This window comes from Streptomyces sp. NPDC036815, assembly GCF_055609205.1.
This window is the reverse complement of the sequence record NZ_JBVJPW010000023.1, coordinates 132,402-144,110: the sequence shown is the minus strand read 5'-3', so window position 1 is coordinate 144,110 and position 11,709 is coordinate 132,402. Positions and strand designations below refer to the sequence as shown.

Below are 11,709 nucleotides of genomic sequence, written 5' to 3'. Positions count from 1 at the left end.
CTATCAGACTCTTTCGTGTCCGACTTCCTCGGTGCCTTTCCGGTTCCCGCTCCGGCCTTTCGGCTTTCGCGTTTCCCTTTCCGGCGGTTCCGACTTTATCAGGTCTTATTCGACTCTCTGACCACGACCACCGCAGACATGCGGGGACGGACCCAGAGTTAGGATCTGACGTGAAGGTTGCCGCCGGGGCCGGGCGCTTACCGCGCCCCACAGCCTCAGGCAGGAGTCCGACTGTACATCGGGCATCGGGCAGGCGCAAATCGTTTGTGCACCTCCTCTACGTCCGCCAACCAGGACCTCTCGTGCGGAACCGGGACTTCTTATGACTTACCCTTCTGAACAGTGCGTCGTCCAGGACAGGTAGTGGCGGCGACTGTGAATCTCCACCCCCTGGGAGGCATGCCATGACCAGTGTTTCGTCCCCGCTTGTAGGACGCGCCATCGGGCTCTCTGCTGTACCTGATCCCGTGTTCTCGGGCGCGATGGTCGGGCCTGGCACGGCTATCGATCCTGTGCGCGAGCCTTCCGAGGCCGTATCTCCCGTGGACGGCATCGTCGTCTCTCTTCACCCCCACGCGTTCGTGGTGGTCGATGATCAGGGTCATGGCGTACTGACGCACCTGGGTATCGACACCGTGCAGCTCAATGGCGAGGGCTTCGAGCTCCTCGTCAACAAGGGTGACACCGTGCAGCGCGGCCAGGCCGTCGTGCGCTGGGACCCGGCCGCCGTCGAGGCCGCCGGCAAGTCCCCGGTGTGCCCGATCGTGGCCCTCGAGGCCACGGCGGAGTCCCTCTCCGATCTCGTCGAGGACGGCGAAGTGAAGGCCGGCGACGCACTCTTCAGCTGGAAGTGACGTCATCGCCGTCGCTGACGGCAGGTACGACAACCACCGCGGCGGCTGGGCCCGCCGCACAACCGGAGACGGGTGAAATGGAGACAACGCTGCGAGGCGTCGGTGTGAGCCACGGTGTGGCGATCGGCGAGGTTCGGCACATGGGTACGGCGGTTCTCGAGCCGCCGGCCAAGCAGATTCCCGCGGAGGAGGCCGAGCGCGAACAGGGGCGCGCTCGCCAGGCCGTGGAAGCTGTGGCGGCCGACCTGAACGCGCGCGGTCATCTGGCCGGTGGCGAGGCCCAGGCGGTGCTCGAAGCGCAGGCCATGATCGCTCAGGACCCGGAGCTCATGTCCGACGTCGACCGGCGCATCACCGTCGGCAGCACGGCCGAGCGCGCCGTGTACGACGCCTTCTCCCACTACCGCGAACTGCTGGCCGGCGCCGGTGAGTACATGGCCGGCCGGGTCGCGGACCTCGACGACGTGCGGAACCGCATCGTCGCGCGGCTGCTGGGCGTGCCGATGCCGGGCGTCCCGGACAGCGACGAGCCGTACGTGCTGATCGCGCGTGACCTCGCGCCCGCGGACACCGCGCTGCTCGACCCGGCTCTCGTCCTCGGTTTCGTCACCGAGGAGGGCGGGCCCACGAGTCACAGCGCGATCCTCGCGCGGGCGCTCGGAGTGCCGGCCGTCGTCGCGCTGCCCGGAGCGGGTGAGCTCGCCGAGGGCACCGTCGTGGCCGTGGACGGCAGCACCGGTGAGATCTTCGTGGACCCGAGCGCCGAGAAGAAGGGGCAGCTCGAGGCTGCCGCCGCCGAGCGCAAGGCCGCGCTGGCCGCCGCGACAGGGCCGGGTGCCACGTCCGACGGGCACAAGGTGCCGCTGCTCGCCAATGTCGGCGGTCCCGCCGACGTGCCGGCCGCGGTCGAGGCGGGAGCCGAGGGTGTCGGTCTGTTCCGTACCGAGTTCCTCTTCCTCGACGACAGCACGAAGGCGCCGTCCGAGGAGAAGCAGGTCGAGGCGTACCGCAAGGTGCTGGAGGCCTTCCCCGAGGGCCGTGTCGTCGTGCGTGTGCTGGATGCCGGTGCGGACAAGCCGCTGGACTTCCTCACGCCGGCCGACGAGCCGAACCCAGCCCTGGGCGTGCGCGGGCTGCGGTCGCTGCTCGACCACCCCGACGTGCTGCGCACGCAGCTGACCGCGCTGGCCAAGGCCGCCGAGGGGCTGCCCGTCTACCTCGAGGTCATGGCCCCGATGGTGGCGGATCGCGCCGACGCCAAGGCGTTCGCGGACGCGTGCCGTGAGGCGGGGCTGCGGGCGAAGTTCGGTGCGATGGTCGAGATTCCGTCGGCCGCGCTGCGGGCGCGCTCGATCCTGCAGGAGGTCGAGTTCCTGTCGCTGGGCACCAATGACCTCGCGCAGTACGCCTTCGCCGCCGACCGGCAGGTGGGCGCTGTGTCCCGGCTCCAGGACCCGTGGCAGCCCGCGCTGCTCGACCTGGTCTCGCTGTCCGCCGAGGCGGCGAGGGCCGAGGGCAAGAGCTGTGGCGTGTGTGGCGAGGCGGCTTCCGACCCACTGCTCGCGTGTGTGCTGACCGGTCTCGGTGTCACCTCTCTGTCGATGGGTGCGGCGTCGATTCCTTACGTGCGTGCGACGCTCGGCAAGTACACGCTGGCGCAGTGCGAGCGTGCCGCGTCCGCCGCGCGTGCCGCGGACAGCGCCGAAGAGGCCCGCAAGGCCGCGCAGGCGGTGCTGTCGGGCGAGTAGCCGACGGCTCGGCTCTTCGAGGGGCGCCCCACCGAGTCGGTGGGGCGCCCCTCGGCGTTCAGTGGGTGTGACCTCCTTCGGGATCGCCTTCTTCGAGGTCGGGTGCCGCGCAGTAGTCGACGCCGGATTCCGGCGAGACGAGTTCTCCCGAGAGGGCGTCGGTGCAGTAGGCGTCGAAGACCTCGGCCGCGGTGAGGGGTTGGAGCCGTCCGCCGTTCATGCGCCAGCCCTGGACGCGGTCTCGGGCGCCTTCGGCGCTGGAGCGCAGCACCATGCCGGCCGCGCGGTGGGTGGCGATGCCGACGGCGAGGACCGTGGCGAACTCCAGAGCTTCGGTGTCGTCGAGCAGGGCGCGGCCGTCGGCGGCGATCTCGACGTGCAGTGCGGCAAGGAGTGTCTCGGGGTCGGAGGGAACGCTGCACACGAGGTGCCGGGTGCCGGGGCCCGGGGTGTCGAGGGCTCGGGTGATCAGTTCGGAGGCGCGGGCGAAGGCGGCTCGTCCGATGTCCTCGCCGCAGGTCGCGCAGGGGCCCGTACGGGCGAGCACCACCGTCGCGTACTCCCAGGTGGCCTGGCGGACCGCTTCGTCGACGAGGTCGGGGACGAGATCGGTGAGGGGCTGGCCCTCGTACGGCACGGAGGGGCCGTCCGAGGCCAGTTCCGCGGTGAAGCGGGTGCGGCTGGCCGGTGTGTCCGGGTCGAGGCCGCTCTCCGCGCAGAACTGTGCGTAGTCCTCGGGGTCGAAGAGGGCGACGGTGGTGTGCCTGCCCTGGGACGCGAGGGTCCTGAGGAGGCCCTCGACCTGTCGGAGGTAGGTGTCGTGGTCGTCGAAGGTGAAGGTGCGGTAGCGGCGCATGGCCGCGAAGTCCTCCTCGTCGGCCAGCAGGCCGATGGTTCCGGCGACTTCGCGGCGCAGTGCGCGTCGCATGGTGTCCTGCCGAGCGTGCGTCATGCTTCCCCCTGCATTCGGTCGATCAATGCTCACTCACAGTAACGAGAGGCACTGACAATCGCCGCTGAGCTGGGGAAATGCCTGACGCTCAGGCGTGTTTGCGGGCCAGGTCCGCGTAGAAGTCGAGGAGTTCGATGCGGTCCACCGAGCCCGGGTTGACCGCTTTGTCCAGCGGGGTGCCCTGCAGGAGGCGTTTGACGGGGACCTCGATGCGCTTGCCCGTGAGGGTGTGCGGGATGCCGGGGACCTCGATGACCTCGTCGGGGACGTGGCGCGGCGAGAGCTGCTCGCGGATCGTGCGCTTGATGCGGTCGCGCAGGGCGTCGTCGAGGGCGGCTCCGTCGGCGAGGTGGACGAAGAGCGGCATCCAGTAGCCACCGTCGGGCTGTTCGACGCCGATGACGAGGGTCTCGCGGATCTCCGGGAGCCGTTCGACGGCTTCGTAGATGTCGGCCGAACCCATGCGTACGCCCTGGCGGTTGAGCGTGGAGTCGGAGCGGCCGTGGATGACCACCGAGCCGCGTGAGGTGAGGGTGATCCAGTCGCCGTGGCGCCAGACGCCGGGGTAGGTGTCGAAGTAGCTGTCGTGGTAGCGGGTGCCGTCCGGGTCGTTCCAGAAGTGGATGGGCATGGACGGCATGGGGTTGGTGACGACCAGTTCGCCGACCTCGTCGATGAGCGGCTTGCCCTGGGGGTCCCAGGACTGCAGGTCGGTGCCCAGGCAGGGGGCCTGGAGTTCGCCGATGTGGACGGGGAGGGTGGGGACGGCTCCGGCGAAGCAGGAGCAGACGTCCGTGCCGCCGCTGACCGATGCCGTCCACAGGCCGCCCGGGGTGCCGGCGAATTCGTCGTGCAGCCAGCGGAAGCCGTCGGGGGGCAGGGGGGATCCGGTCGTGGCGACGCAGGTGACGCGGGAGAGGTCGAAGTCGCGGGCGGGGTGCACGTCCGCCTTGCGGCAGGCCATCACGTACGCGGCGGAGGTGCCGAAGAGGGTGGCTCCGGTGCGCTCGGCGATGCGCCACTGGGCGCAGGTGTCGGGGTGGCCGGGGCTGCCGTCGTACAGGACGATCGTGGTGCCCGTCAGGAGGCCGGAGACGAGGAAGTTCCACATCATCCAGCCGGTAGAGGTGTACCAGAAGAAGCGGTCGTCGGGGCCCAGGTCGCAGTGCAGGCCGAGCTGCTTGAGGTGTTCGACGAGGATGCCGCCCTGGGACTGGACGATCGCTTTGGGCAGGCCGGTGGTGCCGGAGGAGTAGAGCACCCACAGGGGGTGGTCGAAGGGCACCGCTTCGAAGGTGGGGGCCACGTCCGCCGAGGTGAGGGCCGACCATTCCAGGGCGCCTTCGGGGGCGGGCGTGCCGAGCAGCGGGATGTGGACGACGGCACGGAGACTGGGCAGTTCGGCGCGGAGTTCGGCGACGGTGTCGCGGCGGTCGTGCTGCTTGCCTCCGTAGCGGTAGCCGTCGACGGTGAACAGGACGACCGGTTCGACCTGCTGGAAGCGGTCCAGGACGCTGCGGGCGCCGAAGTCGGGGGCGCAGGAGGTCCAGACGGCTCCGACGGCGGCGGTGGCCAGGAGGGCGACGACGGCCTGCGGGATGTTGGGCAGGTAGCCGCTGACGCGGTCTCCGGGGCGTACGCCGAGGTCGCGCAGCTCCGCGGTCAGGGAGCCGACCTGGCGGCGCAGCTCGGCCCAGGTGACGGGCCGCGGGTCGTGGCTCTCGTCCACGTGGAGGAGGGCTGGGGTGTCCGCGCGCGCGGGGTCGTCGGCGGCTCGCAGTGCGTGCTCGGCGTAGTTGAGAGTCGCTCCGGGGAACCATTCCGCGCCCGGCATGGAGCGGTCGCCCAGCACGCGCGCGTAGGGCGTGGTGAAGCGGACGTCGAACCAGTCGGTGACGGCCTTCCAGAACGTCTCGAGCTCGGTCACCGACCAACGGTGCAGCGCTTCGTAGCCCCCGTCGGCAGGGGCTCCGTGGTGCTCGGCCGCCCAGGCCTGGAATCGGGTGACCTGCGCGGCGGCGATCCTCTCCGGGCTCGGCTGCCAGAGCGGCGCAGGGTTCGCTGAGGACGTCATGGGGCGGCTCCCGGACTGTACGCGTCGTATGCGTGGAGTGCGCACGTGCTGGGTGTGCGCGTGAACACGGCTGAAAGGGACGATGCCATGTGATCGACTTCCGCACCAGGGTGTTCCCCACACGGTCGGTCCCGCGGAGAGATGCCGTCGCCCCAGGTGAACGGCAGTTGAACGCGGCACACACATGGCTTCTTCGGTGGCAGGGTGAGCAGCATGAACGGTCGTGACCTGGTGCGTTCGGTGAAGGCGGTCGGCATGGTCGGCACGGCGCAGGGGTTGCGCACGGTGCGCTCCTCCTGGCGCAGGTGGCGGGCGGACGCGAGGGGGCTGGCGCCCCGGGGCACGGAACGGGCCCGGGTGCCGGGCGCTGTGACGGGGATGGAGCCGGCGCCCGGTGGTGGTGTGGTGCGTTTCGCGCGCTCGGAGCTGCGGGTGCGGGTGACGTCCGGCGGGGCGGTCTTCCTGGGCTGGGACGGGGCGGAGCCCGACCCGTCGTACGCGCTGTCGTGCCGGAGCCCCGAGCCGGACCCGCGAGCCGTCCTCGAGCCCGACAAGGAGGGTGGCTGGCGGGTCGTCTCGGAGCGGGCGACAGTCGTCGTTTCGCGGCACGGGGCGGTCGAGCTGCGTACGCCGGGCGGTGTGATGCTGCGGCGGGATCTGCCGCCGCGCTGGTGGGAGCCTGCCGACGGCGGCGCGGGGCGCTGGCTGCAGCGGTCGGAGGTGGCGGCGGACGCCCGGTTCTTCGGCCTCGGCGGGCGGTCGGGCGGGCCGCGGTTGCGGAACGGGACGTACCGGCTGTGGAACACCGATCCGGGCGGTGCCTTCGGGCCGGGCGACGATCCTCTGTACATCACGATGCCGGTGTTGATGGTGGTGGCCGACGTCGGCACGCACCTGGTCTTCCACGACAACTCGTGGGAGGGCGAGGTGTCGGTGCACGAGGGCGTGGAGGGTGCCGGTTCCGGTCATGACCGGGCCGGTGCGTGCGAGGTGCGGATGAGCGGCGGTCCGCTGCGGTCCTGGACGATGGTCGGCACTCCCGCGCGCGTGCTGCACTCCTGGGCGTCGCTCACCGGTCCGCCGGCGCTGCCGCCGTCGTGGGCGCTCGGGCACCATCACGCGCGGTGGGGTTTCGGCAGCGAGCAGGAGGTGCGCCGGGTCGTGGCGGGCTATCAGGGGCGCGGGCTGCCGCTGGACGCCGTCCATCTGGACATCGACCACTACGACGCGCACCAGGTGTTCACCGTCGACAAGGAGCGCTTCCCGAAGCTGCCGCAGTTCGCGGACGAGTTGGGCAGGGGCGGCATCCGGCTGGTGTCGATCGTCGACCCGGCGGTGAAGTCCGAGCCGGGCGTCGAGGTGTACGACAGCGGAGCGGCGGCCGACGCGTTCGTGCGGGATGCCGCGGGGCGGCCGGTGCGCGGTGTCGTGTGGCCCGGAGAGGCGGTGTACCCGGATTTCACCGACCCGCGCGCGCGGGAGTGGTGGGGCACGCTCTACGAGGAGCGGCTCGATCAGGGGTTCTCGGGGTTCTGGCACGACATGAACGAGCCGGTGTCGTTCGCCGCGTTCGGGGAGACGACGCTGCCGCGCTCGGCACGGCACTCCCTGGAGGGGCGCGGTGGTGACCACCGGGAGGCCCACAACGTGTACGGCCTGGCGATGGCTCGCGCCGGGTACGAGGCGCTGTGCAGGCTGCATCCCGAGGAGCGCCCCTTCTTGTTCTCGCGTTCCGGGTGGGCGGGGATGCAGCGCTACGGGGGGACGTGGTCCGGCGATGTGTCCACGGGCTGGCCGGGGTTGCGGGCGTCGCTGTCGCTGGTACTGGGGCTCGGTCTGTGCGGTGTGCCGTATTCGGGTCCTGATGTGGGCGGGTTCGACGGCAGTCCGTCGCCTGAGCTGTATCTGCGGTGGTTCCAGCTGGGGGCCTATCTCCCGCTGTTCCGTACGCACGCGGCGATCACGGCGGGGCGGCGCGAGCCGTGGGAGTTCGGCGACGAGGTGCTCGGGCACGCGCGCGAGGTGCTCGTCGAACGCCGGCGCCTGTTGCCGTACTTCGTGACGCTTGCCCATCTCGCGCGGCGTACGGGCGCTCCGTATGTGCGTCCCCTGTGGTGGGGCTCTCCCGAGGACCGGGCGTTGCGGGACTGCGAGGACGCGTTCCTGCTCGGGGACTCGTTGCTGGTGGCTCCGGTGCTGGAGAGCGGTGCGGTGCGCAGGGCGGTCCGGCTGCCGAGGGGGCGCTGGTACGACACGGCGACCGGCACGGCGTACGAGGGGCCGGGGAAGGTGCTCGTGGAGGCTCCGTTGGGGCGCATTCCGGTGTTCGCGCGCGCGGGCACGGTGCTGCCGGTGCGGGGGTGTGACGGCGCTCTGGAGCTGGAGGCGTGGGCGCCCGCCCAGGGGGGCACGGGCGGTGGCCTCGTGGTCGCCGACGCGGGCGACGGCTGGGCGGAAGCGGAGCTGGAGCGGTTCACGACGCGGTGGAGCGGGGGGCGTGTGGTGGTGGAGCGGGAGGGCGACGCCGGTCCGGCACCGGGTCGTCCGGTGCGGGTACGGGGGCTCGGCGACGCGGCCGGGGGGTGATGGAGGCTCTTCGAGGGGCGCCCCCGGTGGAGGGTCAGTAGCGGCCCTCGAACCACGCGCCCGCTGCCACCGTGTGCAGCGGGAAGGCGAGTTCGTCCGGCCGGCGCAGGACGTCCCAGCCGTCGGTCTCGTCCGTCGCCGCGGGCGCCGGCAGGTCGGCGGCGGGGCGTTCGGGGAGGAGGCCGAAGAGGAGCAGGTAGCCGTCGGGGGCGCTCATGGCGTCGGCGAGGCGGACGTCGCGGCTGTCCGCGCCGATGCCGGTCTCCTCCTTGAGCTCGCGGACGACGGCGTGGCGCCAGTCCTCCCTGTCGTCGATGAACCCGCCGGGCAGAGCGATGCCCCCGCGCGCGGGGGCGATGGTGCGGGTGATGACGACCAGGCCGGTGCCCTGGGTGTCGTAGACGGGCTGCAGGGCCACCGCCACGGGCAGCGGGTTGCGGTACGTCACCGCTCCGCATGCCGCGCAGGTGCGGGGCCGACCGGAGGGCTGGTCTTCGAAGAGGGCTCCACAGCTTGAACAGTGGGTGTTCACAGGGGAGTTGGTGTGGTGTGGGGATGGGGACACGCCGCGGACTGTATCCGATCGCCGACGCGCCGGTCTTTCGCGGGTGCCCGGGGTCCTGGTAGACGCAGGGGGCATGACAGGACTTCTCCCCACCTCGCGGAATTTCCCCTCCCTCCGGAAGCTGCCCGCCCTGCCGAAGCTCCCCGCCCTGCGGAATCTCGCCGTCTGTGCCGCCACCCTGCTGGCCGTGGCCTCCGCCCCCTCCCCCGCACACGCGAAACCCGAACCGAAGGCTCCCGAGGAGTTCGTCGCGCTGCGCGACGTGGATCCGACGATCATCCAGGAGATGCGCTACTTCACGCCGCACAACTTCGTGGGTGAGCCCATCGAGGGCTACCGGAAGCCGATGTGCATCCTCACCGAGCCCGCCGCGCAGGCCTTGCACAGGGCTCAGCACGCGCTTCTGCGCAAGGGCTACTCCCTGAAGGTGTACGACTGCTACCGGCCGCAGCGGGCCGTCGACCACTTCGTACGCTGGGCGAAGGACCTCGACGACGAGCGCATGAAGGCGGAGTTCTATCCCCATGTCGACAAGTCGCGGCTGTTCGCGGACGGGTACATCGCCGAGAAGTCCGGGCACAGCAGGGGTTCGACGGTGGATCTGACCGTGGTGCGGCTTCCCGCGGTGCCGACCCGTCCGTACGTCCCCGGTGAGCGGCTGACGCCGTGTTTCGGGCCGCGCGGCGAGCGCTTCCCGGACAACTCCGTGGACATGGGGACGGGCTACGACTGCTTCGATACGCTCTCGCACACCGACGATCCCCGGATCGCGGGAAAGCAGCGCGCCAACCGCGACCTGCTGCGGAACGTGCTCTCCAAGGAGGGCTTCGCCAACCTCCCCGAGGAGTGGTGGCACTTCACGCACAAGCCGGAACTGTTCCCCGGCACCTACTTCGACTTCCCCGTCTCGCGGAGCTCGCTGCGGGCGAAGTGAGGGCGGTCGGCGGAGAGAGTGCCCGGGGCCACCCCCGTCGGTCCCGGACACCCTCCCCCGGTAGTCGGACGCAGGAGAGGGCTGTCCGGTTCACCGCGGATCGGCCTCCGTACCCCCTGACGGGATACGGTTGCCCGTGGCACACTTCTGACGTTCCATCAGTTCTGCTGCCTGGAGGAGCCTTGTCGCGTACGCACACACCCGTGGTGGCCAACTGGTTCACCGGGGAGGGTGACGACTTCCGCCTTCTGGGCACGCGCTGCTCGGCGTGCGCCTGTGTCTTCTTCCCCCGCGAGGACGGGTTCTGCCGCAACCCCGGCTGCGGGGGCGGGGAGCTGGCCGAGGTGCCGCTGTCGCGGCGCGGGCGCGTCTGGTCGTACACCGACGGCCGCTACCGGCCGCCCGCGCCCTATGTCTCCGACCCGGAACTTCCCTGGCAGCCCTACACGTTGATCGCGGTGGAGCTGGCGGCGGAGCGCATGGTGGTGCTCGGGCAGTCGGTTCCGGGTGTCTCCGTGTCCGACCTGGAGGTCGGCATGGAGGTGGAGGTCGTGCCCGGCGTGCTGAACGAGGACGACGAGACGACGTGGACGACATGGCACTGGCGGCCCGTGGGGGTGGGCGCATGACCGGCGAGGTGGCGGTGCTCGGCGCGGGCATGCACCCCTGGGGCAAATGGGGGCGCTCGTTCGTCGAGTACGGGGTGACGGCCGCGCGCGCGGCGCTCGCGGACGCCGGGATCGAATGGCGGGACGTGCGCTCGGTCGTCGGCGCGGACACCGTGCGCGGCGGCTATCCCGGGTACGTGGCCGGGGCGACCTTCGCCAAGGCGCTCGGCTGGCAGGGCGCGCGCGTCGCGAGCGTGTACGCGGCCTGCGCGTCCGGCGCCCAGGCCATCGGCACGGCGCGTACGCAGATCCTCGCGGGCATGGCCGACGTGGTCCTGGTGGTCGGCGCCGACGCGGCCCCCAAGGGATTCTTCCGGCCCGCGGGCGGTGACCGGGCCGACGACCCCGACTGGCTGCGCTTCCGGGTCCTCGGGGCGACCAACCCCGCTTACTTCGGGCTCTACGCACGGCGCCGGATGGCCGTACACGGGGACACTCTTGAGGACTTCGCCCAGGTCAAGGTGAAGAACGCGGCCGCGGGCGCGCTCAACGCGAACGCGCGCTACCGCAAGACCGTCACCGCGGAGGAGGTCGCCGCCTCGGCCGTCGTGGCCGACCCGCTGCGGCTGCTCGACATCTGCGCCACCTCGGACGGCGCCGCGGCCCTGGTGCTCACCAGCATGGAGTTCGCGCGGCGGCACGGAGCGGCCGACCCGGTGCGGATCCGCGCGGTGTCCACGGTCTCGCCGACGTATCCGACCACGGTGCTCGACCTGCCGGACATCGCCACCGACTCGGCGGCCGTCGTGCCCCCGGCCGACGGCACCTTCCGTGCGTCCATCGCGCGAGCGGCGTACGACGAAGCGGGCATCGGCCCCGAGGACATATCGCTGGCCGAGGTCTACGACCTGTCGACCGCGCTGGAACTGCAGTGGTACGAGGACCTGGGGCTGTGCGGCGAGGGCGAGGGGGCCAAGCTGCTGCGGGACGGGGCGACGGCGCCGGGCGGGCGCGTGCCCGTGAACACCAGCGGGGGCCTCGCGTCCTTCGGCGAGGCAGTGCCCGCCCAGGCCATCGCTCAAGTCTGCGAGATCACCTGGCAGTTGAGGGGTGCCGCAGGGGCGCGACAGATCGATGGGGCGCGGGTGGGGATCACCGCGAACCAGGGGCTGTTCGGCCATGGTTCCTCGGTCGTCGCGGTGCGCTGACACCCGGCGTCGGGGCCCACGTCACCCCGGTCAACCGGTACCGTCCGCGACCTTGACGCTCCATCACCATCGGTGAACACTTCCGGGTGTCAGTCGGCGTCGCCACTCCGCGGCCCCCGGCGCCCAGAGCCTCTGTGCGCGCGAAGGGCCAGTGCGAAGGGCCTGGTCAACAGGTCATCC

General features: G+C 71.3%; 9 protein-coding genes. 6 read left to right on the top strand and 3 right to left on the bottom strand.

All coding sequences use genetic code 11. The annotated features are described in order from the left end of the window. The first annotated feature begins 404 nt into the window (after nucleotides 1-404). On the top strand, nucleotides 405-854 hold the full coding sequence (locus ACZ69I_RS33110; RefSeq protein ID WP_467679639.1) for a PTS sugar transporter subunit IIA: 450 nt from the start codon (nucleotides 405-407) through the stop codon (nucleotides 852-854). Between the two features lie 77 nt (nucleotides 855-931). After that, nucleotides 932-2,602 (top strand): phosphoenolpyruvate--protein phosphotransferase, encoded by a 1,671-nt coding sequence (ptsP, locus tag ACZ69I_RS33105; protein ID WP_470836278.1) that lies wholly within the window; start codon nucleotides 932-934, stop codon nucleotides 2,600-2,602. 58 nt (nucleotides 2,603-2,660) lie between these two features. Here ptsP and ACZ69I_RS33100 read toward each other — a convergent pair whose 3' ends face one another. Then, complete coding sequence (locus ACZ69I_RS33100) at nucleotides 2,661-3,554, bottom strand: hypothetical protein (RefSeq protein WP_470836277.1); 894 nt, start codon at nucleotides 3,552-3,554, stop codon at nucleotides 2,661-2,663. A gap of 88 nt (nucleotides 3,555-3,642) precedes the next feature. After that, a complete protein-coding gene (locus ACZ69I_RS33095) occupies nucleotides 3,643-5,628 on the bottom strand; it encodes an acetoacetate--CoA ligase (protein WP_470836276.1) in 1,986 nt (661 codons plus the stop codon). Nucleotides 5,629-5,841: 213 nt separating this feature from the next. On the opposite strand from ACZ69I_RS33095, the gene ACZ69I_RS33090 reads away from it, so the two are divergent. After that, nucleotides 5,842-8,214, top strand: coding sequence for a glycoside hydrolase family 31 protein (locus ACZ69I_RS33090; RefSeq protein ID WP_470836275.1), 2,373 nt, complete (start codon nucleotides 5,842-5,844; stop codon nucleotides 8,212-8,214). A 34-nt stretch (nucleotides 8,215-8,248) separates the two neighbouring features. On the opposite strand, the gene ACZ69I_RS33085 is transcribed toward ACZ69I_RS33090, so the two are convergent. After that, nucleotides 8,249-8,779, bottom strand: a complete 531-nt coding sequence (locus ACZ69I_RS33085) for an NUDIX domain-containing protein (RefSeq protein ID WP_467679629.1) — start codon at nucleotides 8,777-8,779, stop codon at nucleotides 8,249-8,251. A gap of 73 nt (nucleotides 8,780-8,852) precedes the next feature. On the opposite strand from ACZ69I_RS33085, the gene ACZ69I_RS33080 reads away from it, so the two are divergent. From ACZ69I_RS33080 to ACZ69I_RS33070, 3 genes are all read left to right on the top strand, one after another. Then, a complete protein-coding gene (locus ACZ69I_RS33080; protein ID WP_470836273.1) occupies nucleotides 8,853-9,713 on the top strand; it encodes a M15 family metallopeptidase in 861 nt (286 codons plus the stop codon). 203 nt (nucleotides 9,714-9,916) lie between these two features. Next, a complete protein-coding gene (locus ACZ69I_RS33075; RefSeq protein WP_470836284.1) occupies nucleotides 9,917-10,342 on the top strand; it encodes a Zn-ribbon domain-containing OB-fold protein in 426 nt (141 codons plus the stop codon). Beyond that, the gene (locus ACZ69I_RS33070; protein WP_470836272.1) at nucleotides 10,339-11,529 is read left to right on the top strand and encodes a lipid-transfer protein; all 1,191 of its coding nucleotides are present in this window, start codon (nucleotides 10,339-10,341) and stop codon (nucleotides 11,527-11,529) included. Before ACZ69I_RS33075 ends, ACZ69I_RS33070 begins: the two co-directional genes overlap by 4 nt. Nucleotides 11,530-11,709: the final 180 nt, after the last annotated feature.